Consider the following 22,015-nt stretch of genomic DNA (forward strand, 5'->3'; position numbering starts at 1 on the left):
GGGAGGGAGCCGTACGAGCTCCGCCCCAGGAGATCCAGATGAGTGACAAGTCGCCTCGCCACACCATGAGCAAGAAGACGAAGTCGATCAAGGAGAAGCGCGCCGAGAAACGCGCCAAGGCCGCCCCGGCCACCGAAGCAGACAGGACCGATCCGTCACGCAAGAGGTGACGCACCGGTCCTGTTGTTGAGTCGGAGGCAGCGTGCCCAGTCGGCAGAGGGCCTAGTCGAAGAGCGCGCGCACGTCGTCGGCGTCGAGACCCGAACCGACAGCGCCCTCACCAGTGAAGACGGCGTCGAAGAGCGCGGCCTTGCGCTCCTTGAGCGCCATCACCTTCTCCTCGATGGTGCCGGCCGAGACCATCCGGTAGACGTTGACCGGACGCTGCTGACCGATGCGGTGGGCACGGTCGATGGCCTGGTTCTCCGCGGCCGGGTTCCACCACGGGTCGAGGACGTAGACGTAGTCGGCCTCGGTGAGCGTCAGACCGACGCCGCCGGCCTTGAGCGAGATCAGGAACGCGTCGCCGTCGCCGTTCTTGAACGCCTCGATCTCGGCGCCGCGGTTGCGGGTGGAGCCGTCGAGGTAGCGGACGGTGAGCCCGGCGTCCTCGAGGCGTTCGCGGGCCCGCTTGAGGAATGACGTGAACTGGCTGAACACGAGCGCACGGTGGCCCTCGGCGGCGAGTTCGGTGAGGTGTTCGACGAGGACGTCGAGCTTGGCCGAGCCGACCTCGTCGTGCTCCTCCGACACCAGTGCGGCGTCGAGGGAGAGCTGACGCAGGCGGGTGAGCGCGGTGAAGATCTGCACCCGGTTGCCGGCGAAGTCGTCGACGAGTCCGAGGATCGCCTGACGTTCACGCTGCAGCCAGGTGTCGTAGATCCGCTGGTGCTCAGCGCCCAGGGGCACCTCCAGGACCTGCTCCTGCTTGGGCGGGAGGTCGGAGGCGACGAGGTCCTTGGTGCGACGCAGCACGAACGGGCGCACGCGGGCCCGGAACCGGTCCATCGCGTCGGTGTCGCCACGCTTCTCCACCGGTGCGACGACCTGGTCGACGAAGGTGTGCGGCCACGGGTAGAGGCCCGGTGCGGCGATCGAGAGCAGCGCCCACAGCTCCATGAGCCGGTTCTCGAACGGGGTGCCGGAGACGACCAGACGGAAGGGCGCCTTGATCCGCGCGACCGCCTGGTAGGTCTTGGAGTGGTGGTTCTTGATCGCCTGCGCCTCGTCGAGCACGAGTCCGCCCCAGGTGCGGTGGGCGTACTCGTCGGCCTCCAGGCGCAGCAGCGTGTAGGAGGTGACGACGACGTCGGCGCCCTCGATCGCCTCGGCGAACGTCTCCTTGCGACGCGACGCGGAGGCGTCGACGACCTTCACCACCAGCCCGGGCGTGTGCCGGGCCGCTTCGGAGGTCCAGGCCGTCATGACGCTGGTGGGGGCGATGACGACGAACGGCGCGGCGCCGTGGGCGCGGGCGTGGCTCATCAGGGCCAGGGTCTGCAGGGTCTTTCCCAGACCCATGTCGTCGGCGAGGATGCCGCCCAGGTCGAGGCTCCACAGGTGGGCGAGCCAGTTGATGCCTTCGCGCTGGTAGGGGCGCGGCGTCGAGACGAGTCCGGCGACCTCCACCTCGGGCAGCGTCTCGTGCCCGATCAGTGCGCGGGCTGCTTCGACCCATTCGGCGGCGCGGGCGTCGACGATGCCGAGCTCGGCGAGTTCGGCCCACAGGCCCAGGTCGGAGTGCGCGACGCTGAACGCGTCCCCGCGTCCGCCCTCGATCTGTCCGGCAGCGGCGACCAGCGCAGCGAGCCGGCGGAACTCGGGACGGTCGGTGGGGATGTGCAGGCCCGAGGCGAGCACGAGCAGCGGCTGTCCGGTGGTGAGCGCGGTCAGCAGGTCGGTGAGCGGCACCTGCTCACCCTCGACCTCGATCACGACGCGCAGGTCGAGCCAGTCGGTGGTGGTGTCGTCCTCGTCGCCGTCCTCGGCAGGGCCGGTGGCGAACTCGAACGTGGGTGCCTCGGTGGCGGAACGGAAGTCGGGACGGTCGCCCGTCTCGACGACGTCGACGCCTTCGTGGGCTTCCAGTGCGGGGAGGTCGGTGGCGGCGAAGTCGACCACCGGGGAGCCGGTGACCGTGACGTGCGGCTGCAGGTGTGCGAACTCGGCGACCGCAGCCAACAGATCACGTTCGACGACAGGACGACGCACCGCGAGGGCGCGGTCACCGCCGACGATCGGGTAGGTGGAGACCTGGCCCGAGGCGGACTCGTAGCGCCAACGCCACGACACCTCAGCCGTCGCGCTCTCCCAGGCCACGACGGCCTCGAGGCGCGGAGCGGCCTCCTCGGCGATCTCGATCGCGGCGTCCGAGGACGTCACGACGAGCTGCTGACGCAGCCGTGGCAGGTACTCCTTCTCGAACGCAGCCTTGTCCTCGGCGGGGATCGCGAGGATCTCGCCGCGCTGGTGGACCTGCACCAACGCTTCGGGCAGACGTCGGGCCAGCGGCGCGAGCGTCAGGTGGACCTTGGGGTGTTCGGCGGTGGTGTTGGCGCGCACCGGGGTGACCAGCGCGGCGGTGTGCGGCACCTTGCCGAGCAGCAGGAGTTCGTCGTCGACGTGCAGGTGCGACTCGTTCCAGACACCGACGCGGAGCTGGGTGGCGCCCTTGGCGTTCTTGGCGTCTCCGTCGGAGTCGGCCTCACCGATGTCGACGACGGCCTCGACCGGGTCGGCGAGCCGCACCTGGGAGATCCGTTCGCCGCCCACCAACGCGATCCCGGCCTCGACGGCCTGGGCGAGCAGGTCCGGGAGCGCCGGACCGATGGTGGTGAGGTCGATGACGTCCTTGTTCACGACGCCGGTGACGGCCCGCACGAACCGGGACAGGACCGCGAGCTGGTCGAGGTCGTGAGCCTCGTCGACGGCGTGGTTCTCGGCGGTGGCCCAGCTGATGCCGGTCTTGATCCAGTTGTCGCGCGCGCCCTGACGCATCGGGCGCAGCCACAGCTTCTGCCCGGCGTCGGCGTGACCGCGGTAGCGGCGACGGGTGGGGACGGGGATCTCGAATTGCAGCGCGAGCTTCTTGCGCTCGGCGACCACCGGCTTCGCCTCTTCGAGTGGCGCGAGGACGGCGTCGAGGCTGCGACGCCACGCGGGCGGCGCGACGGTCGGCTTGAGGAGTTCGGCCTGACGGATGTCCTGCAGCACCGCGACGGCGTGCTTGCAGGCGTAGGCGACGGGGCAGTCGCACTTGGTGGAGATCGTGGCGCCGGCCCGGCCCTTGGCGGGCTTCACGGTGACGCGGACGCGGTAGGGCGCCGTGCGGGAACCGACGACGATGCCGCCGGCCTCGAACGCACCGTTCGCGAGGTCGGTGATCGTCACCTGTCGAACCCTGCGCGACGCTGAGTACCCGCGTCCTCGAGCGATCGTCCCCGGATCGAAGGTCGCGAAGAGTGCCACGTCGCTGATCGTCACTCTGGCCATCCGACAAGACTCCCACTTCGGGGGTGTTCGCTCCGAATACTCAGCCGCGCAGCCGGCGTGCAGTCGTGGTGTCGGCGGCGACCAGCGGGCAGTTCCCGCAGACGAACCCGACCGGCAACCGGTGGATCTGGCAGCACGAGGTCCGCATGATCCCGCGCGGCGTCTGCTCCAGAGTGCCGGTCAGCAGCGGGTGCGCGAGCACTCGGCTCACGACGGCTCCGGAGCGTTGCGTGAGCTGCGGCGTCGTCGAACGGACCACGTCGTGGGTGCCCAGAACGGCGGCGGCAAGGTTGCCGCGCAGCACCTTCTCCGGCACCCCGAACCGGGCGGCGAACGCGTCGGCGAGCGGGACGCAGATCCGTTCCAGGACCTCCTCGGCGCTGCTCACGCCGCTCCCCGCCCCTGCCCCCGGCCCGACCGGTGCGGTGGTCGCGATCTCCCCCGGCCCGCCCTCTCCTGGCCGGGCCGGACGCCAGAACGTCGTCGCGGGGTCAGCGACGTACCCCGTCAGTCCCGCAAAGTGTGGCGCTGCGGAGTGCTGGCCTGCGACTTCTGTGCCCACGGCGGGCGAGACCGCCCGGGAGAACAACCCGAGAACGACGGTCGAGGCGACCGCACGCAGGTCGGAAGCGGTACGTCCCAACGGACCGCGGACGGCCAGTCGGGCGTGGGCGTCGTCGACGAGGGCGTCGAGCCAGGCGTCGGAGCAGAACTCGTCGAACGTCAGCCAGCCCTCGTCCCGCCCAGGCGCAGACCTGAACTCCGCCACACCGAACCGTGCGACCCCGAACCAGGGTCCGTACGGCTGGGGTCGGGGCGGCTGCTGGGTCGCCGACGCGTGGTGCTCGTTCACGTCGGCGACCCTACGGCCAGATGCGGTCGAACCCGTCAGTCGTCGATCGGCTCCGGGAGGACGGTGATGCTGCGGGCGATCTCCTCGGCCTCGCCGAGGTGCGCGAAGTGCCGCAACACCACCACCGCCCGGTGTTCGGGCGTGAGCCGCTGCAGGCAGCGGGCCACCACGTCGGAGGTGTCCCCCTCGTCGGTGACGTCGGTGCGGGCCCGTTCGGGCAGCACCTCGGTGGGACGTTCGCCGTGCCACTTGCGGCGTCGGGCGGTGACGTGGGTGTTCATCAGGATCCGGTGGACGTAGGCGTCGGGGTTGTCGGTCCGGCTCACCTTGCGCCAGTTGGCGTAGACCTTCGCCCGTACGTTCTGCACCAGGGCCTCGGCGTCCGCGACCGGACTGCCCATCAGCACCGCCGAACGCACCAGGTGCGTCCACCGGGCCCGGACGTACGCCTCGAAGTCGTCGTGTGTCGACATCGCGCCCCCTCTCCACTGCTCAACTCTCGTGTCCTGCACACCGACCGACAACGTGGAGAGCCGACGACGTTCCGTCGGCCCGGACCTTTCATCTCCCGACGACGTCACCGCCGCGCCTTGCCGCTCAGGGGACGTAGACCTTCTCGAAGTCGCCGAGTTCGGGCACCACCGTGATCGCCGACAGGTCATCCTCGGGGAAGCGGTCGCGGTCGTACACCGTCAGCGTGACCTCGTCACCCGCGTGCACGGCGGTGCCGGGCACGGGTCTGATCTCGGCCAGCAGGACGTCCTGGGTGACCGGATCACCCACGACGCGCACCTGCAGCCCGGTCGCGAGGAGCGCGTCGAGGTAGCCGTCCGGCGACGACGTCACGCCGGGGACAGCCACGTGTCCGGGAGCGACGTGCAGGGTGTCGAGGAGTGCGTTCACGTCTGCCTCGTCCGCGGCGGCGGCCACCCGAATCGACACGCCTTGGTCAGGGACCGAGAGTCCGGCGAAGCAGCGGCGTTCGGTCGCGGGCGTGAACCCGTTGCCCGAGTTGGACTCCCCCACCTCGACGCAGGTGACGTCGCTGCGCAGCACCCGGTGGCCGTCCATCTCGACCTCTCGCACCGGTGAGCCGGAGTGTGCAGGGGCCTGGGCGCGCGCGTGGTCGTCGTTCCCGACCTCGAACGGGGTGAACATGACCTGCATCCCCGGAGGCCCGCCCGCACCACAGATCACGTCGACCATCGCCCACGTGGACACGTCGTACCGCTTGTCACTCTTCAGACCGGACGCGCAGCCGCGGCCTTCCTCCCAGTCGGTCCCGACGTCGAGGAAGACGTGCCCCATCCCGATCCACTTGCCCTGCGGCGTGGGCAGCGCGGCAGGACCGGCGTCGCTCCCGACCCGGCCCGAGACGCCGCCGAGCACCCCGACCACCGCGAGCACCACCGCGACCGAACCGGCCGTCGTGGCCAATGCACGCAGCCGTCCACGACGACGCCCGGCAGCCAGCACCTCCGCGACCCGCGGCACGTCGGCGGGAAGGTCCCGGACGCTCGCCGCCATCAGTTGATCGATCTGGTCGTCCCTCATGCCTGTCCCTCCAACGCCAACAGTCCCGGATCGGACGCGAGCGCTTTCATCGCCCGTGCCAACCTGCTCTTCACCGTCCCCGGCGCCACCCCCAGCACCTGCGCCATCTCGTGCTCGCCCAGGTGCGCGTAGTGGCGCAGCACCACCGCGAGTCGCTGGTCGGTGCCGAGTCGACCCAACGCCCGCAGCAGCGCGTCGGTGGTGTCGACGTTTCCGGTGCGGTCCGCGACCACCCCGTCGGGGACCTCGTCGCTGGCCTGCTCACGGCCCTTCTGTCCACGACGCGAAGCCAGAAACGCGTTCACGAGCATCCGGTGCAGGTAGGCGTCGGGGTTGTCGGCCCGGCTCACCTTGCGCCAGTGGACGTAGGCCTGAGTGAACGTCGTCTGCACGACGTCCTCGGCGTCCGCGTGCGTGCAGCCCATCAGTTGGGCCTGACGCACCAGCCGCGACCACCGCACGGTGAGGAAGTCGGTGAACTCCTCGTCCCTGCTCATGGGTGTCCTTCCGTCGCGACCGTCCGGAGTGGAGGCGGCCTTCACTCTGTTCGATGCCACGAACCGGCGCTGGGTTCCGTCGAAAATGTCCGTGGTCCCTGCCACGATCGAGGCGTGACCCCACCCCTGCCGGCCACGGCCACCGCCTCCGACGTCCGCAGCGCTCTGACGCGCCACGCCGACCCCGAGCGCGCCGTCGGGGTCGCGTCGTTCTTCCAGGCCAGGCCCGGCGGCTACGGCGAGGGCGACGTCTTCCTGGGGTTGAACGTCCCCACCCAACGCGGCGTCGCGAAAGAGTTCGCCGACCTGGCGTACGACGAGGTCCGCGACCTCCTGGACGACGTCGAGCACGAACACCGGCTCACCGCGCTGTTCATCGCGGTCGGTGCGTTCCGGAAGGCCGGGAAACCGCGCACCCGTGACGACGACGCCCGACGACGCTGGCACGAGCTGTACCTCGACGCCCTGCGCGCCGGCTGCATCGACAACTGGGACCTCGTGGACTCCTCCGTCGAGGCGCTCGTCGGGGAGCACCTACGCAGCCTCGACCCCGTCGGCAACGACACGACCCTGCTCACCGAGCTCGTCACCGACGAACACCTGTGGCGACGTCGGGCCGGGATCGTGGCGACGTTCGCGTTCGTCAAGGCCGGCGAGGCCGAACCCACCTTCGACGCCGCCGTCGCGGTCCTCGACGACCGTCGCGACCTCATCCAGAAGGCGTCGGGCTGGATGCTGCGCGAGGTCGGGAAAAGGATCAGCCGCGACCTGCTCGTGGAGTTCCTGACCGAGCACGCCGCAGGCATGGGCCGCACGACGCTCTCCTACGCCACCGAGCACCTCGACGCCTCGCTCCGGACGCACCTACGGCAACTCTGAGCCGATCAGTCCACCCGATCGCCGTCGCAGGTGAAGCGCGCCGGATCGTCACGGTCCTGCGGGTCGCGGGCGTCGATCCGGAAGCACTCCTCGCCCTCGGAGGCGATCCGGAGCCTGACCTGGTCCAGTTCGAGTGACACGGCCTCTTCACCGGCGACCGCCTCCTCCACGACGACCGGGTCGATCGCCTCCCACGCCAGCGGCGGGCGCTGCGACGCAGCGTCGCCGCTCACGGCCACCGCGCCGTTCCACTCCTCGGTGTTCACGTCGTAGTCCGAACGCATCGGACCATCGGGAGTGTCCAGGACCGCGACGGCGCTCTCCTCGGTGACGGTGAGTTCGTGGACCCCGGTCGCACCGAACCCCTCCGTGGCTGCCTCGATCATCGCGTCGAAGTGGTCGGAGTCGAAGAGCGTCCACTCCTCGACCTCGCCCACGGAACTGGGCGCGTCCCAGCCGGCGGAGTCCGTCTCGTCCTCGGTGTCGGTGCTCTTCCAGCCGAAGAGGAGCAGCAATCCGATCAGGACCAGGACCCCGACGACGATGCCCGCCATCACCTCACGGTCGTCGGTCTTCGCGGGCGTCGAACCGACCGCCGTCGGGACAGGGACCGGCACAGTGGGTTCCACGACCGGCACCGGAACCGGCGCGGGAAGGGGTTCGGGGCTCCACGCGACGCCGTTGCGTCCCTGCAGGTCACGCACCTCGTGCTCCAACTGAGCGAGTGTGCGGGCCTCGAGGAGCCGGTCCATCCGGGCGCGGTACTCGTCGACGTCGAGCTGGCCGTCGACCCACGCGTCCTCGACGAACTCGACAGCGCGGTCGCGGTCGACGTCCCGGGCCCTGATCTCGTTGTCCGCCACGGACGCCACGCTAGACCCTCCCGAGGGACGGTTGGCCTGACGACCTCAGCGGCGGGCAGTTATGTTCGTCCCGGCCCCTCGATGTGACGGAGGCCTCGTCCTGCGCCACGACGGCGCCGATCAGAGCAGGTGCACATGAAGGTCGTCGTCCTCACCGGAGCTGGCATCTCTGCGGAGAGCGGAGTCCCGACCTTCCGCGACTCCGACGGCCTGTGGGAGGGCCACGACGTCATGGAGGTCGCCTCGCCGGAGGGCTTCGACGCCGACCCGCACCTGGTGCAGACCTTCTACGACCTGCGCCGCGCTCACCTCGACAAGGTCGAGCCGAACGCCGCCCACCTCGCGCTGGGGCGGCTGGAACAGGCGCTGGGCGACGACCTCGTGATCGTCACCCAGAACGTCGACGACCTGCACGAACGCGGCGGCGCGAGCCGCGTCCTGCACATGCACGGCGAGCTGCGCTCGGCACTCTGCCTCTCCTGCGCGCAACGCTTCGGCTGGGACACGACGCTGGCCGACAACCCGCGCTGCCCGGGCTGCGACCGCAAGGCGTTGCGTCCCGACATCGTCTGGTTCGGCGAGATCCCGTACCACATGGACGAGATCCTCTTCGCCCTCAGCGAGGCCGACGTCTTCTGCTCGATCGGGACGTCCGCACAGGTCTACCCGGCTGCGGCGTTCGTCGAGTGGGCCGCCCAGCGCGGAGCCCGCACCGTCGAGCTCAACCTGGAGAGGACAGGTGCCTCGGAGTCGTTCGACGAGTCCCGTCAGGGGCGTGCCGGCGACCTCGTCCCGGTCTGGGTCGACGAGGTCATCGCCGCCCGCTGAGGACGCTTCGCCCGCCCCCGGCGAGGGCCCCGCGGGGCTGGTCCCGACTGCTACGGTCGCAGGCATCGGCCGCGGGGACATCCCGCCCAGGACGAGTGGAGACCACATGCTGCCCGCCGACGACCACGCCCTCACCGGGGACGAATCACTCGTCCTGCCCGCCTTCGACGCCCCGCCGTCAGACCCGATGACGTTGCTGGTCACGTGGCTGCGCGACGCCCAGGGACGGGTCGCCGAGCCACGCGCCGCGACCCTGGCCACCGCCGACGCGCAGGGCCGACCGTCCTCGCGGGTGGTCAAGGTCAAGCAGGTCTCCCCCGCCGGGCTGGTCTTCACCACCCGTGAGAGCAGCCGCAAGGGCCGCGACCTGGCCGTCAACCCGCACGCAGCGATCACCTTCCACTGGCGCGAGACGGTGCAACAGGTCAACGTCACCGGTCAGGTCGTGCTGCTCGACGACGACGCCTCCGACGCCCTCTTCGAGTCCCGCGGCCGGGAGGCCCGTGCCACCGCAGTGGTGTCGGTCCAGGGCGCGGTGCTCGAGGACGAACAGGCGCTGGCAGCGCGGGCCGAGGCCGCACTGCGCCGGCCGCACCTGATCCGTCCGGCGACGTGGCACGGCTACTGCCTCGTGCCCGAGCGGGTCGAGTTCTGGCAGGGGCGGGCGTCCCGGTTGCACCGCCGTCTGGAGTACGTGTGCGGTGAGGACGGCTGGATCTCGCGCCGTCTTCAGCCCTGACGCCCGCTCGTCACTCGACGACGAGCGTCGACGCCTGCCCCCGACTGCGCACCGCAGCCACCAGGGAACTCGCCTCCCCGCGGGCGGCCTCCACCACGTCTCGCGTCGCGACCGGCAGGGTGACGACGAAGGACGTGCCCTCTCCCAGCCTCGAGCGCACGTCGACCTTCCCGCCGTGACGGCCCACGACGCGCTGCAGGATGGCAAGGCCGAGTCCGGTGCCGGGCCGGTTGAACGCCGCAGGGTTCGTCGAGCGGAAGAACTCCGCGAACAACTGTTCCTGGTCGTTCTCCGAGATCCCGATTCCGGTGTCTCGGCAGGTCAGGACCACGCTGCCGCGAATCCTTCGCACGGCCAGCGTCACCTCGTCGCCGGCGTCGCAGTACTTCACTGCGTTGCTGAGCAGGTTGGTGATCACCAGAGAGAGCGCCTCGTGGTCTCCCAGGACGGTGACGACCCCCTCGACCACGAGGTCAAGGTCGACCCCGGCTCGGTCCGCGGTGACCTGGGCGAACTCCACGGCCTCCCGGGCGAGCGCACCGACGTCGACGAGTTCGCGTGAGACCGGGCGGTCGATGCTGTCGGCCTTGCTGAAGACCAGGAGGTCGTCGGCAAGCATCTCCAGCCGTTTCGCGCCGCGGTCGATCACTGCCAACGACCGGGGCACGTCGTCGCCTTCGGCCGTCTGGGCGAGTTCGACGTGCCCGCGGATCACTCCGATCGGGTTCTTGAGTTCGTGGGCGATCGTGGCGATCAGTTGACTGCGGCGGGTGTCGAGCAGTTCCAGTTCCCGGAGCACCCGCTCGTGACGGCTCATGGCCTGAACGTTCAGCACCACCCGAGCCAGGTCACGTCCCACCTCGACGGCGCCGTGGGACTCGCTCTCGGTCCAGCGCGGCTGCCGCGCCGAGCGGCAGATGGTGAAGACACCCAGGAGGCGGTTGTCGATGCCGATCGGGACCAGCACCATCGTCGTCTGGTCCGGCGATCCGGTGAGTCGCTCCACCTCCTCGGCATGACGCGCCGTGATCGCGTCCTCGCCCCAGACTCGGCCGTTCTCCATCATCACGACGTCCCGGTTGCGCAGAGCGCGCACCAACGCCCCGGAGATGTCCTCGTGCAGGGCCCCGCTGACGCCGACCACGCCGACCGGAGGTTCCTCGCCGTCGCCGACGAGGTTGACGAAGGAACGGTCGGCACGGAACGGGCCGGTCAGCTCGTCGCGGATGATCTCGACGAGTTGTTCGGGGGTGATCCGGCGGTCGAGGTCGCGGGCGAGTTCACGCATCGCGCGTCCCACCCGGTGCTGGGAGGTGATGAGTTCGTTCTCCACGACGACGAGGAGCGCGGACAGCGGCTGCTGCAGTTCGTCGGAGCAGCGGAGCAGTTCGTGCGGTGCGGGACGTAGCCCGGAGACGGGACCACTCAGGCTGAGGACGGCACGGAGTTCGCCGGCGGCGTCAACGACGTCGGCGAGCAGCAGGTCGGCGCTCGTCCAGGCCAGGTCGCCGGTGGCTGTGGGGAGGCCGTGCTCGTTGCCTTGCCACTCCTCGGCGCAGAAGACGAGTGATCCGTACCGGGCACCGCAGTGGAGGGCATGGAGGAGGGGGGTGGCGTCAGTGGCGCTGCCGACGACGTCCTCGGTCAGTCCGCGGGCGGCGACGACCTCCATCAGCCCGTCCCCACGCGGGACCAGGACCACACACGACGAGAACCCGGTGCGCCGCACCACGTCCCCAGCGATGTGCCCCACTGCACTGCGGTCGTTGGGTTGCCCCCACGTCCCCGCACGTACGTCCCCCGAGCCCGACACGTCTCTCCCCTTGCCCCCCAGCACCCAGCACCCAGCACCTGACAGAACGCGCCCGCAGGCCGCCTGACCTGTGACAACCGTGCCACGCCCCATGTTGCCTGTGCCACATTTTGGGCACCCGGATTTCTACCGATGGGTATACAGTCCCGCTCCATGACGCGTGAGATCTACGACGAGGACCATGAAGCGTTCCGTGCCTCGGTGAAGGAGTTCCTCGACCGCGAGGTCGTCCCGCACCTCGACACCTACGACGAGAACCACGGTCTGGACCGGGAGTTCTGGCTCGCGGCCGGACGCGCCGGCCTGCTCGGCCTGGAGATCCCCGAGGAGTTCGGCGGCTCGGAGGCGGGCGACTACCGCTTCAACGCGGTCCTCACCGAGGAGCTCGCCAAGGTCAACATGGCGCTGCCGTCGTGTCTGGGCATCCACGCCGACATCACCGCGCCCTACCTGGTGCACCTGACCAACGACGAGCAGCGCGCCCGCTGGCTGCCCGGCGTCGCGTCGGGCGAGATCGTCCTCGCGATCGGCATGACCGAGCCCGGCGGCGGCTCCGACCTCGCCAACCTCAAGACCACCGCGGTCAAGGACGGCGACGGCTGGATCCTCAACGGCTCCAAGACGTTCATCACCAACGGCGGCTCGGCCGACATCGTCCTCGTTGCTGCCCGTACCGCCCCGGAGAAGAAGGCCAAGGGCATCTCGCTCTTCGCCGTCGACACGAAGGCGCCGGGCTTCTCCGTGGGTCGTGTCCTCGACAAGGTCGGCCAGGACGGCTCCGACACCGCCGAGCTCGCCTTCGAGAACGTCCGCGTCTCCGACGACGACCTCGTCGGCCCCCTCGACACCGGCTTCATCGCGATGATGGAGTTCCTCCCGCAGGAGCGCCTGGGCACCGCCATCACCGGCGTCGCCCACGCGAAGCAGATCCTCGAGGAGACCATCCAGTACGCCAAGGACCGGGTCGCGTTCGGCGTCCCGATCGGCAAGTTCCAGAACACCCAGTTCCTGCTCGCCGAACTGGTCACCAAGATCGAGGTCACCGAGGCCTACGTCGACCAGTGCGTCATCAAGCACACCCGCAAGGAACTCACCGCGATCGACGCCGCCAAGGCGAAGTGGTGGGCCACCCAGGTGCAGTCCGAGGTCCTGGACCACTGCGTCCAGATCCACGGCGGCTACGGCTACATGAACGAGTACCGGGTCGCGAAGGCGTGGCGCGACGCCCGCGTCACCAAGATCTGGGCTGGTTCCAACGAGATCATGAAGATGCTGATCGCCCGCGATCTGGGGCTCTGAGCGCTCGACGCCGGAGTCCCCTGGACGTCGGGCGGTGTGGTGGGCCTGACCCCTGCACCGTCCGACGTCCACACCATGTCCTGAGCACGTCCTGACCACGTCCTGACCTGCCCGCGCGGCCGGTGCAGTTCAGGACTGCATCACCTTCGTTGCGCTCCTGCTCTCCCCGGGTGACGATGCCTCCATGAGCCACGAGATCGGCACCGACGACGCTCCGCAGCACTGGCACGACGAGATCTCCGCGCCCACCGGCAGCCGGCTCAACTGGCTGCGCGCCGCGGTCCTGGGTGCCAACGACGGGATCATCTCCACCGCGGGTGTCGTCATGGGTGTCGCAGGTGCGACCACCGACGAGACCGCGATCCTGTTGGCCGGCGTCGCCGCGCTGACGGCCGGAGCGATCTCGATGGCGGCCGGGGAGTACGTCTCGGTCTCCACCCAACGCGACTCCGAGCGCTCCATCCTCGCCCTCGAGGCACGCGAGCTGGAACGGATGCCGGAGACGGAGAAGGCCGAGCTCGTGGAGATGCTGCAGGAGAAGGGGCTCAGCGCAGCCACCGCCCAGCAGGTCGCCACCGAACTCCATGCCAACGATCCTCTGGCTGCCCATGCCGAGGTCGAGTTCGGGATCGACCCCGACGACCTCACCAACCCCTGGCACGCCGCTTGGGCCTCGATGCTCTCCTTCACTCTCGGCGCGCTGGTCCCTCTGCTCGTCCTGGCCCTGCTCCCGGCTGCGATCCGGGTACCGGCCACCGTCGTCGTGGTCGCGATCGCGCTGGCCGCCACGGGCGCGGGAAGCGCTCACCTGGGCCTCAGCCCCAAGGGCCGCGCCGTGTTCCGCAACGTCGTCGGGGGCCTCCTCGCGATGGGTGTCACCTACGCAGTGGGCATGCTCTTCGGCGTCACCGTCGGCTGACCTGGCCCGGCGTGACGAAGGCCCCGCACCTCCGAAGAGGTGCGGGGCCTTCTGGGCTCCCCTGAGGGGTCAACGGGGCCGCTCTCCCACGGCCCCGGGCGTCGGGGTCAGCCGACGTGGATCAGCCGAGCGCCTGGACGATCTTCTCGACCTGGTCCTTCGCGTCACCGAACAGCATGCGGCTGTTGTCCTTGAAGAACAACGGGTTCTGGACGCCGGCGTACCCGGTGGCCATCGACCGCTTGAAGACGATCACCTCGCGGGCGTTCCAGACCTCCAGCACCGGCATGCCGGCGATCGGGGAGTCGGGCTCCTCGATCGCAGCCGGGTTGACGGTGTCGTTGGCGCCGATGACGAGGACGACGTCGGTGTCGGGGAAGTCGTCGTTGATCTCGTCCATCTCCAGGACGACGTCGTAGGGCACCTTCGCCTCCGCGAGGAGGACGTTCATGTGGCCCGGCAGACGACCGGCGACGGGGTGGATGCCGAAGCGGACCTCGACGCCCTTGGCCTGCAGCTTGCGGGTCAGCTCGGCGACCGGGTACTGCGCCTGGGCCACGGCCATGCCGTAGCCCGGGGTGATCACGACGGACTTGGCGCCGGCCAGCAGGTCGGCGGCCTCGTCGGCCAGGATCTCGCGGTGCTCGCCGTAGTCGCGGGCCTCGGTGGACGCCGGGGCGTCACCGAACCCACCTGCGATGACGGAGACGAACGAACGGTTCATCGCCTTGCACATGATGTAGCTGAGGATCGCACCGGAGGATCCGACGAGCGCGCCGACGATGATCAGCAGGTTGTTGCCGAGCATGAAGCCGGCCGCGGCCGCGGCCCATCCGGAGTACGAGTTGAGCATCGAGACGACGACGGGCATGTCGCCGCCGCCGATGGCCGCCACGAGGTGGAAGCCGAGGAACAGCGCGAGCGCGGTCATGACGACCAGCGGGACGAGGCCGATGTACTCGGCACCGCCGGTGGAGTTCATGAACCAGATCATCAGCGCCAGCGAGATGACGATGACGCCCAGGTTGAGCCAGTGCCGTCCCGGAAGGACGATCGGGTTGGACTTCATCTTCGCGCTGAGCTTGAGGTTGGCGACGATCGATCCGGTGAAGGTGACCGCACCGATGAAGACGCCGAGGAAGATCTCCACCGCGTGCGCACCGTCGAGGTGCTGGGGCGCGACGAGGTAGGAGTTGAAGCCCACCAGGACGGCCGCGAGACCGACGAAGGAGTGCAGCAGGGCGATCAGCTCGGGCATGCCGGTCATCTCGACCGTCTTCGCCTTGCGGGCACCGATGGCACCACCGACCGCGATCGGGACGAGGATCAGCGCGAGCGTGAGGCCGACACCGTGGCCGAAGCCGAACTCGGCGTTCTGCAGGGCCAGCAGGATCGTCGCGACCAGCGCGATCGTCATGCCGACGATGCCGGCCTGGTTGCCGCGCTTGGCGGTCTCGTGCTTGGAGAGGCCGGCCAGGGCTGCGATGAAGCAGATGCCGGCGACGACGTACGCCCCCTGGATGAGGTTGTACAGCTTCTCGGAGGTCAGGAAGTCCACGTTCAGTCCTTCCTGAACATCTCGAGCATGCGGACGGTCACCAGGAAGCCTCCGAAGATGTTGATCGAGGCCACCAGGATCGCGACGACGGAAAGCGCCGTGACGGCGATGTTGTCGCTGCCGACCTGCAGGATTCCGCCGACCAGGATGATGCCGGAGACGGCGTTGGTCTCGGCCATGAGCGGCGTGTGCAGGGCGTGCGCGACGTTGCTGATCACGTAGTAGCCGACGAAGACGGCCAGCATCAGCACGGTCAGCTGGGTCAGCAGGCCGTACGACATGAACATCGCGGCCGCGCCGAAGAGCACTGCACCCGCGGCGGCTGCGTACAGCTTCACCTTCGGGTCGACGGGCTTCTTCTCCTCCTTGACCACCGGGGCCGGGGCCTCGGCAGCCTTCGGGGCAGCCGAGACCTGCACCGGCGGCGGCGGCCACATCGACTCACCCGAGAGGGTGACGGTGATGCCGCGCTGCACGACGTCGCCGTGGTCGAGCGTCAGGACGCCGTCCTTGGCGGGGGTCAGCAGCTTGAAGAGGTTGACGATGTTGGTGCCGTAGAGCTGCGAGGTCTGGGCGGCGAGGCGACCGGCGAGGTCGGTGTAACCCAGGACGACGACGCCGTTGTCGGTGACGACGCGCTGGTCGGTGACGGTCGCGGCGGCGTTGCCACCGTTGGCGGCAGCCATGTCGACGATCACCGATCCGGGCTTCATCCCGGCGATGGTCTCGGCCGAGATGAGCTTGGGCGCGGGACGGCCCGGGATCAGCGCGGTGGTGATGACGATGTCGGCGTTGCGCGCCTCCTCGTCGTACATCGCGGCGGTCGCGGCCTCCTGCTCGGCGGTCATCTCCTTGGCGTAGCCGTCGGTGGAGACCTCCTGCTCCATCTCGACGCGCACGAACTCCGCGCCCATGGACTCGACCTGCTCGGCGACCTCGGGACGCACGTCGAAGGCGCGCACGATCGCGCCCATCGACGAGGCGGCACCGATGGCGGCCAGTCCGGCGACACCGGCTCCGACGACGAAGACGCGCGCAGGGGCGGTCTTGCCGGCGGCGGTGACCTGGCCGGTGAACATCCGGCCGAACTCGTGGGCGGCCTCGATCACGGCGCGGTAGCCCGCGACGTTGGCCATCGAGGACAGGACGTCCATCGACTGGGCGCGCGAGATGCGCGGGACGGCGTCCATGGCGAGGGCGGTGACGCCGGCGGCCTGGAACTTCTCGATCAGCTCGGGACTTCGGGCCGGAGCCATGATGGAGACGACGGTGGCCTCGCGGCGCAGCCGTCCGATCTCCTCGTCGTTGGGGGCGTTGACCTTGACGACGACGTCACTGGCCCACACCTCGTCGCCGGTGGCGACGGTGATGCCGGCGGCGGTGAACGCCTCGTCGGACTGGTCCGCCAACGCTCCTGCGCCGGACTCCACGACGACGTCGTAGCCCAGCTTCTGGAGCTGTTCTGCGGTCTTCGCAGTGGCCGCGACGAGTGACTCGCCGGGCTTCGTTTCTCGCGGGATGCCGATCCGCACGACTACCTCCTGTTCGGATCCGGCCCCGGAGTGTGGGTAGGCCGAATCCAGCACAAGGTACCCCCATCCGAGGGGGGCGCCGCGGGGGTCTCAGGTTACGCGCGAGTTACACAACCCTCACAGGCGTCATTTCGGCAACGAAGTGGCGCATCCCACACGATTGTTTCCGTCCAGAAATACCACAGCGCCGGACCCGTTCGGGTCCGGCGCTGTGGTGTTCAGCTGGGCGCCTGGGCGACCCGTGACCGGGCCGCTCGCGAGGCTGGGTCAGTGGGCGACGCCGTAGAGGCGGTCGCCGGCGTCACCGAGACCGGGGACGATGTAGCCCTTCTCGTTGAGCTTCTCGTCGACGGCGGCGGTGACCAGGGTGACGGGCACCTCGAGGTCGGCCATCTCGTTCTCGAGGACGGCGATGCCCTCGGGCGCAGCGAGCAGGGTGATGGCGGTGATGTCGTTGGCGCCGCGCTCGACGAGGAAACGGATCGCCTGCGCGAGGGTCGCACCGGTGGCGAGCATCGGGTCGACGACGTACACCTGACGACCCGAGAGGTCCTTGGGGAGACGGTCGGCGTAGGTGGAGACCTCGAGGGTCTCCTCGTCGCGGACCATGCCCAGGAAGCCGACCTCGGCGGTCGGGAGCAGACGGACCATGCCGTCGAGCATGCCCAGACCGGCGCGCAGGATCGGGACGACCAGCGGGGTCGGGGTCTCGAGCTTCACACCGGTGGCCGGGGCGACCGGGGTCTTGATCTCGACCTCACGGACGCGGACGCCGCGCGTGGCCTCGTAGGCCAGCAGCGTCACCAGTTCGTCGGCGAGCCGACGGAACGTCGGGGAGTCGGTGTTCTCGTCCCGCAGCGTGGTGAGCTTGTGGGAGACGAGCGGGTGGTCGACGACCTGGATGCGCATGGACCCCAGCCTAGTCGACCCGACCGCGTCTCCCGGAGCCGAAGAACGCCCCCTCCCCTTGGCCGACGGTCTCGGTTCTGTCACGCTTGGCGAGGACGCCGTCCCCGGCGCCCGTCTCGGCCACTTCAGCACCTCCAGCACACCCCACGCGTGCCGTCCTCGACTCCGGAGCAGCCATGACCGAGCTCGACCCCCGCCCCGACGTCCCCGACCTCGACGAGTCCGAGCCGGTGGACCTCGCTTTCGCTGCGTTCCGCGTCGGCGGGCAGTGGCAGGTGGATGACCTGGACGACGACGACGTCGAGTCGGTCGCCACCCTGGGTGCAGCCCTGCGCGAGTTCGACGGCGACGCCGGAGCACTGGCCCTCGTCACCGTCGACGACGACTTCTTCGTGCTGGTCCGCGTCGACGGCTCCCGGACCCGGGTCCTGCTCTCCGACGTCACCGCGAGCACCGAGTGGGACCTCGCCGCGTCCGTGCTCGACCACCTCGCCCTGCCCGACCCCGACGAGGACGACGACGGCCCGGCCGGCGACCTCGGGATCGTCGCCGACCTCGGCATGCACCCGGTCGACATGGGTGTGCTGCTCGACGACGTCGAGCTCTACCCTGACGAGATGCTCTCCACGATCGCCACCCGCCTCGGCTTCGGCCGCGAGTTCGACGAGGCCGCGGGCCTCGACTCCCTCTGAGCCGTGCTGCACGAGCAGTGGGAGGCCGCGATGCGGCTCGCCCTGACACAGGCGCACGAGGCCCTGGCCACCGACGACGTCCCGATCGGTGCGGTCGTCCTCTCCCCCACGGGTGAGCCGATCGGTTTCGGTCGCAACGTCCGTGAGGCCGACGCCGACCCGACCGGTCACGCCGAGGTGGTGGCGCTGCGTCAGGCGGCGCAGGCCGTCGGCGAGTGGCGCCTGGAGGGCTGCACCCTGGTGGTGACGCTGGAGCCGTGCACGATGTGCGCCGGCGCGGCGGTGCTCTCGCGCGTGGAGCGGATCGTCTTCGGTGCCTTCGACGACAAGGCCGGAGCCGTCGGGAGTCTGTGGGACGTCGTTCGGGACCGTCGCCTCAACCACCGCCCCGAAGTGATCTCGGGCGTCCTCGCGGACGAGTCGACCCGCATGCTGGTCGACTTCTTCTCCCAGCACCGCTCCTGACCTGCGACGACGCCTCCGACGGTGGCCGGCGTCGTCACTTCGGCGTGACCCCGGATTACCCATGAGGGCCTCTCTCCAGTAACGTTCCTCTCGGTGCCGTGTCCGAGCGGCCTAAGGAGAACGCCTCGAAAGCGTTTGTGGGGGTGACTCCACCGAGGGTTCAAATCCCTCCGGCACCGCCATGGAGAAACCCCGCTGGTTCGCCAGCGGGGTTTCTTTGCATTTCCGCGCCCACCCGGGCGGGCGGCGACGTCAGGCGGCGGCGAAGGCGATGACGACGTACCAACCGTCCCCGGCCCGGTGCGCGACGCCGACGGACATGACGCGCTCGGAGCCGAAGTCGTCGAGCAGGACGTCGTCATGGGCCCACCAGGAGGTGAGCTCGGCGAAGGCAGCTGCCGCGACTGCAGACGGGGCGGCGTCGGGGCCGAGGTCAGTGACGTGGGCGATCGCTTCCTGACGCACGACGTCGGGAGCCTGGTCGACGCAGGCGATCTGGAGCCGGACGTGACCGGGCCCCTGGACGCGCCAGTCCGGGGCGCCGGAGTGGACGAAGAAGCCGGTGGTGGCCATCCGGTCTGCGAAGTAGGTGGCCCAGTCGTCGAGGCAGACGTTCGTGCCGGCGGCTCGACGGCCGTGGGCGGCGCGGTAGGTGACCACGGTGCGGCCGAGTTCGTCGCGCACCGCGCTGGATCCTGCAAGTGGGACGACGGGAGCGGCGGGAAACGGCGTCACGCGCCTCACGGCCGGCGCCTTCGCGGCCCGGGCGTTCACGACGACGCTGCGGCTGACGGTCCGCTTCGTCTGCTTGCCGGTGACGACCACCCGGAACGTCCGACGTCCGGTGGTGGTGACGGGCCGGGCGAACCGGAACGTCCCGTTCCCCTTCACGTGGGATCGGGCGACGGTGCGCCACTTCTTCGACGTGGTCTTCGTCTGCAGCGTGACGGTGCGGGCCGTGCGCGCCTGACGTGGCACGGCGATCCGGCCGGTGACGGCGACGGTGCTGCCGACGACCGGGCGAGCCTGGGAGATGCCCAGGTTCTTGACCTGCACGGTGGTGGCCGATGGCGCGGCCTGCGCGGGCCGTGCGGCAGCCGGGTTCGGGGACGTCATGACCAGCGAGACAGCGGCTGAGCCAACCACGGCTGCCGTCCACCTGCGCAGAACTCCCAGTCCCCCCAGACCGTTGCGCACCATGACGTCCTCCGAACACCGACGAGTCGCTGACTCCGGTTCAGCCGACACCCCGACAGTACGTGCGTCTTGGGCCTCTCCGACTCCCCGAAATCAGGCAACTACTGCCGCAGCCAAGGAGCGGTACGGAGCGTCAGGCGAAGGAGAGGAAGAGCTTCTCCATGCGCGCGGTGTCGACGGCGTCGGCGTCACCGTCGGCGGCGCGCATGCACTCCTGCATGCCGGTGGCAACCAGCGCGAAGCCGGCCTTGCTGAGTGCCTTGTTGACCGCTGCGAGCTGGGTGAGCGCGTCCTCGCACTCGGCCCCTTCCTCGAGCATGCGGATCACGGTGGCCAGGTGGCCGTGGGCCCGCTTCATCCGGGTCACGACGGGCTTCACATCGGCGGCGTCCAGCTGCACGGTTCCTCCTCGACAGGTTCCCGTCCACCCTACAACCCCCTGGGGGGATTGCTCGACACGCGTGCTCCGGCATTCACGCACACCTGCGACAACGCCCCTCGAAGACACCCGCGATGCGACTTCAAACATGAATTCAAAATGTTTTTTTTCGACACCTCCGGAACCGAGTTCCAGCTATCCTCGTCGGCATGAACGAAGAGAAATTCTCCCTGTTCTATCAAGACACTGAATCCACCATTTATGCATTCATCTCGAGACACTTCGACTTCCAGACCACGCAGGACATCTGCGCCGACACCTTCGAAAGTCTCTGACGCTCCAGGGAACGAATTCCCGAACAGCGCCCCCAGTGGCGCCCCTGGGCCATCGGCGTGGCCCGCAACAAGGTTCTCCAGGAGTTCCAGCGCCGCACACGCAGACACCACGACCACCGCTTCCTGAGTGACTGGGACGAGATGCAGCCCGTGGGCGAGGGCGACGTCTCCGCGGACGTGGCCGAGCGCGATCGCGCACACCTCACCTACCAGAGCCTGAGCAGCACGGAGAAGCGGCTCTTCGAGGTCGCCTTCATGCAAGGACTCGCCCCCTCACATGGTGCCGCCAGACTGGAGATCTCCCCCTCCTCCTTCACCACGAAGGTCTTCCGCCTGCGCCGCCGGATCGCCGCTCTGCAGGACGCCGACTGACATTCCCGGGCGCCCCCCGTGCCCGCGGGGGCGCCCGCCACGGGCACGCCGAAGGGGCGGCGCCCGACAGCCACCAGGCCGTCACGAACGCCGCCCCACCTGCACGAATGCCACCTCGACACGCGCACACGACGGATGGGCGCCGAGAATCCTCGGCGCCCATCGGCTCAAATCAGGTCCACTGGATCGAGCTGGCCTTGTCGTTCCAGGCGGAGAGGTTGTAGTTGCCGCTGTCACCCGCGTCGAACCAACCGTCCGCGCCACCGCTGCGGTCGCCGAGGAAGTTCGCGTACTGGAACAGCGCAGTGTCACAGCTGTTGTAGTCGGCGATCGAGGACGCCCTGTTGTCGAAGTCCTCCTCGGCCAGCGAACGCTCCGTGTAGTCGAGGTTGGCGTAGGAGGCAGTGCACTGGGCGCCACCCTTGAACTTGATCCAGTAGCCGCCCTGGTTGGCGTTCTGCCAGATCGTTCCGATGTTGAGGCTCGTACCGGAGGCACCGGTGTCCGGGTGCAGGGTCTGGTTGCCCGAAAGAGCGTGGGCCGACTGCGGGACTCCCGCAATGGCCAACATCCCCAGAGCGACACCAACAGCAGCAGTGATCTTCTTGTGCGACATTTTTGCTCCAATCTCGAGCCGACTCTTCTTTGTGGCCGGACCTTCAATCATTCATCGCAAGAAGAGGCTTTGGATCACACCGAGATTCGAATTCTTTTGCATTTTCTTCGACTTCCCCCGGATCACACGACAAGAAGTAAAAGGGCAGCGTTCTCGACGGAAATGAATCAATGAGGAGATTCACTTCCGTCAGCGGCGCAGCTCCTCACGGTCGTTCCGTGTCG

At 69.2% G+C, this 22,015-nt stretch carries 22 protein-coding genes and 1 tRNA gene; 10 read left to right on the forward strand and 13 right to left on the reverse strand.

All coding sequences use genetic code 11. From position 1 onward, the window contains the following. Window positions 1–38 precede the first annotated feature (38 nt). Entirely contained in the window at window positions 39–170 is a 132-nt protein-coding gene (locus EOV43_RS15900; RefSeq protein WP_277745796.1) for a hypothetical protein, read from the forward strand. 52 nt (window positions 171–222) lie between these two features. On the opposite strand, the gene EOV43_RS14570 is transcribed toward EOV43_RS15900, so the two are convergent. The 5 genes from EOV43_RS14570 to EOV43_RS14590 all read right to left on the reverse strand — a co-directional run bounded on the left by EOV43_RS14570 (window position 223) and on the right by EOV43_RS14590 (window position 6,396). Further along, window positions 223–3,390 (reverse strand): DEAD/DEAH box helicase, encoded by a 3,168-nt coding sequence (locus tag EOV43_RS14570; protein WP_164878732.1) that lies wholly within the window; start codon window positions 3,388–3,390, stop codon window positions 223–225. Window positions 3,391–3,532: 142 nt separating this feature from the next. After that, a complete protein-coding gene (locus EOV43_RS14575; protein ID WP_128221930.1) occupies window positions 3,533–4,345 on the reverse strand; it encodes a (2Fe-2S)-binding protein in 813 nt (270 codons plus the stop codon). Between the two features lie 35 nt (window positions 4,346–4,380). Next, window positions 4,381–4,818 (reverse strand): SigE family RNA polymerase sigma factor, encoded by a 438-nt coding sequence (locus tag EOV43_RS14580; protein ID WP_164878733.1) that lies wholly within the window; start codon window positions 4,816–4,818, stop codon window positions 4,381–4,383. Window positions 4,819–4,942: 124 nt separating this feature from the next. After that, window positions 4,943–5,899: a hypothetical protein gene (locus tag EOV43_RS14585; RefSeq protein WP_128221932.1), complete on the reverse strand. Its 957-nt coding sequence runs from the start codon at window positions 5,897–5,899 to the stop codon at window positions 4,943–4,945. After that, a complete protein-coding gene (locus EOV43_RS14590) occupies window positions 5,896–6,396 on the reverse strand; it encodes a SigE family RNA polymerase sigma factor (RefSeq protein ID WP_128221933.1) in 501 nt (166 codons plus the stop codon). The genes EOV43_RS14585 and EOV43_RS14590 overlap by 4 nt, the downstream gene beginning before the upstream one ends. A gap of 114 nt (window positions 6,397–6,510) precedes the next feature. On the opposite strand from EOV43_RS14590, the gene EOV43_RS14595 reads away from it, so the two are divergent. Continuing rightward, window positions 6,511–7,275: a DNA alkylation repair protein gene (locus tag EOV43_RS14595; protein ID WP_206611342.1), complete on the forward strand. Its 765-nt coding sequence runs from the start codon at window positions 6,511–6,513 to the stop codon at window positions 7,273–7,275. A gap of 5 nt (window positions 7,276–7,280) precedes the next feature. Here the strand turns inward: EOV43_RS14595 and EOV43_RS14600 are convergent, their stop codons facing one another. Further along, complete coding sequence (locus EOV43_RS14600) at window positions 7,281–8,138, reverse strand: DUF1707 SHOCT-like domain-containing protein (RefSeq protein WP_164878734.1); 858 nt, start codon at window positions 8,136–8,138, stop codon at window positions 7,281–7,283. 135 nt (window positions 8,139–8,273) lie between these two features. On the opposite strand from EOV43_RS14600, the gene EOV43_RS14605 reads away from it, so the two are divergent. After that, a complete protein-coding gene (locus EOV43_RS14605) occupies window positions 8,274–8,966 on the forward strand; it encodes an NAD-dependent deacylase (RefSeq protein WP_128221935.1) in 693 nt (230 codons plus the stop codon). A 106-nt stretch (window positions 8,967–9,072) separates the two neighbouring features. Next, window positions 9,073–9,705 (forward strand): pyridoxal 5'-phosphate synthase, encoded by a 633-nt coding sequence (locus tag EOV43_RS14610; RefSeq protein WP_128221936.1) that lies wholly within the window; start codon window positions 9,073–9,075, stop codon window positions 9,703–9,705. Between the two features lie 10 nt (window positions 9,706–9,715). On the opposite strand, the gene EOV43_RS14615 is transcribed toward EOV43_RS14610, so the two are convergent. Next, window positions 9,716–11,377, reverse strand: coding sequence for a sensor histidine kinase (locus EOV43_RS14615; RefSeq protein WP_164878735.1), 1,662 nt, complete (start codon window positions 11,375–11,377; stop codon window positions 9,716–9,718). Between the two features lie 294 nt (window positions 11,378–11,671). Between EOV43_RS14615 and EOV43_RS14620 the strand changes: the two genes are divergently transcribed. Further along, on the forward strand, window positions 11,672–12,817 hold the full coding sequence (locus EOV43_RS14620; RefSeq protein ID WP_128221938.1) for an acyl-CoA dehydrogenase family protein: 1,146 nt from the start codon (window positions 11,672–11,674) through the stop codon (window positions 12,815–12,817). 184 nt (window positions 12,818–13,001) lie between these two features. Then, window positions 13,002–13,736 (forward strand): VIT1/CCC1 transporter family protein, encoded by a 735-nt coding sequence (locus EOV43_RS14625; RefSeq protein WP_128221939.1) that lies wholly within the window; start codon window positions 13,002–13,004, stop codon window positions 13,734–13,736. 121 nt (window positions 13,737–13,857) lie between these two features. Here the strand turns inward: EOV43_RS14625 and pntB are convergent, their stop codons facing one another. The 3 genes from pntB to upp all read right to left on the reverse strand — a co-directional run bounded on the left by pntB (window position 13,858) and on the right by upp (window position 17,735). Beyond that, window positions 13,858–15,294, reverse strand: coding sequence for a Re/Si-specific NAD(P)(+) transhydrogenase subunit beta (pntB, locus tag EOV43_RS14630; RefSeq protein WP_128221940.1), 1,437 nt, complete (start codon window positions 15,292–15,294; stop codon window positions 13,858–13,860). A gap of 2 nt (window positions 15,295–15,296) precedes the next feature. Continuing rightward, entirely contained in the window at window positions 15,297–16,826 is a 1,530-nt protein-coding gene (locus EOV43_RS14635; RefSeq protein WP_128221941.1) for a Re/Si-specific NAD(P)(+) transhydrogenase subunit alpha, read from the reverse strand. A 267-nt stretch (window positions 16,827–17,093) separates the two neighbouring features. After that, complete coding sequence (gene upp, locus EOV43_RS14640) at window positions 17,094–17,735, reverse strand: uracil phosphoribosyltransferase (protein ID WP_128221942.1); 642 nt, start codon at window positions 17,733–17,735, stop codon at window positions 17,094–17,096. 176 nt (window positions 17,736–17,911) lie between these two features. On the opposite strand from upp, the gene EOV43_RS14645 reads away from it, so the two are divergent. From EOV43_RS14645 to EOV43_RS14655, 3 genes are all read left to right on the forward strand, one after another. Further along, window positions 17,912–18,427, forward strand: coding sequence for a tRNA adenosine deaminase-associated protein (locus EOV43_RS14645; RefSeq protein ID WP_128221943.1), 516 nt, complete (start codon window positions 17,912–17,914; stop codon window positions 18,425–18,427). 6 nt (window positions 18,428–18,433) lie between these two features. Next, on the forward strand, window positions 18,434–18,892 hold the full coding sequence (gene tadA, locus EOV43_RS14650) for a tRNA adenosine(34) deaminase TadA (protein ID WP_277745801.1): 459 nt from the start codon (window positions 18,434–18,436) through the stop codon (window positions 18,890–18,892). Window positions 18,893–18,984: 92 nt separating this feature from the next. Continuing rightward, window positions 18,985–19,074: transfer RNA gene (locus tag EOV43_RS14655), tRNA-Ser, on the forward strand. 70 nt (window positions 19,075–19,144) lie between these two features. Here EOV43_RS14655 and EOV43_RS14660 read toward each other — a convergent pair. Together EOV43_RS14660 and EOV43_RS14665 are read right to left on the reverse strand one after the other, a co-directional pair. Then, window positions 19,145–20,038 carry a hypothetical protein gene (locus EOV43_RS14660; RefSeq protein ID WP_128221944.1) on the reverse strand — a complete coding sequence of 298 codons (894 nt, stop codon included), beginning with the start codon at window positions 20,036–20,038 and terminating at the stop codon, window positions 19,145–19,147. A gap of 184 nt (window positions 20,039–20,222) precedes the next feature. Continuing rightward, the gene (locus EOV43_RS14665; RefSeq protein WP_206611344.1) at window positions 20,223–20,489 is read right to left on the reverse strand and encodes a metal-sensitive transcriptional regulator; all 267 of its coding nucleotides are present in this window, start codon (window positions 20,487–20,489) and stop codon (window positions 20,223–20,225) included. A 371-nt stretch (window positions 20,490–20,860) separates the two neighbouring features. Between EOV43_RS14665 and EOV43_RS14670 the strand changes: the two genes are divergently transcribed. Beyond that, the gene (locus EOV43_RS14670) at window positions 20,861–21,175 is read left to right on the forward strand and encodes a hypothetical protein (RefSeq protein ID WP_128221946.1); all 315 of its coding nucleotides are present in this window, start codon (window positions 20,861–20,863) and stop codon (window positions 21,173–21,175) included. A 172-nt stretch (window positions 21,176–21,347) separates the two neighbouring features. Here the strand turns inward: EOV43_RS14670 and EOV43_RS14675 are convergent, their stop codons facing one another. Then, window positions 21,348–21,791 (reverse strand): hypothetical protein, encoded by a 444-nt coding sequence (locus EOV43_RS14675; RefSeq protein WP_128221947.1) that lies wholly within the window; start codon window positions 21,789–21,791, stop codon window positions 21,348–21,350. Window positions 21,792–22,015: the final 224 nt, after the last annotated feature.

The organism is Nocardioides yefusunii, from assembly GCF_004014875.1.
Classification (GTDB): Bacteria; Actinomycetota; Actinomycetes; order Propionibacteriales; family Nocardioidaceae; genus Nocardioides; species Nocardioides yefusunii.

Coding starts and splice junctions, on each gene's coding strand:
- EOV43_RS15900 (WP_277745796.1), top strand. CDS start 39: ATGAGTGACAAGTCGCCTCGCCACACCATGAGCAAGAAGACGAAGTCG.
- EOV43_RS14580 (WP_164878733.1), bottom strand. CDS start 4,818: ATGTCGACACACGACGACTTCGAGGCGTACGTCCGGGCCCGGTGGACG.
- EOV43_RS14585 (WP_128221932.1), bottom strand. CDS start 5,899: ATGAGGGACGACCAGATCGATCAACTGATGGCGGCGAGCGTCCGGGAC.
- EOV43_RS14590 (WP_128221933.1), bottom strand. CDS start 6,396: ATGAGCAGGGACGAGGAGTTCACCGACTTCCTCACCGTGCGGTGGTCG.
- EOV43_RS14605 (WP_128221935.1), top strand. CDS start 8,274: ATGAAGGTCGTCGTCCTCACCGGAGCTGGCATCTCTGCGGAGAGCGGA.
- EOV43_RS14610 (WP_128221936.1), top strand. CDS start 9,073: ATGCTGCCCGCCGACGACCACGCCCTCACCGGGGACGAATCACTCGTC.
- EOV43_RS14615 (WP_164878735.1), bottom strand. CDS start 11,377: ATGGAGGTCGTCGCCGCCCGCGGACTGACCGAGGACGTCGTCGGCAGC.
- EOV43_RS14620 (WP_128221938.1), top strand. CDS start 11,672: ATGACGCGTGAGATCTACGACGAGGACCATGAAGCGTTCCGTGCCTCG.
- EOV43_RS14625 (WP_128221939.1), top strand. CDS start 13,002: ATGAGCCACGAGATCGGCACCGACGACGCTCCGCAGCACTGGCACGAC.
- upp (WP_128221942.1), bottom strand. CDS start 17,735: ATGCGCATCCAGGTCGTCGACCACCCGCTCGTCTCCCACAAGCTCACC.
- EOV43_RS14645 (WP_128221943.1), top strand. CDS start 17,912: ATGACCGAGCTCGACCCCCGCCCCGACGTCCCCGACCTCGACGAGTCC.
- EOV43_RS14675 (WP_128221947.1), bottom strand. CDS start 21,791: ATGTCGCACAAGAAGATCACTGCTGCTGTTGGTGTCGCTCTGGGGATG.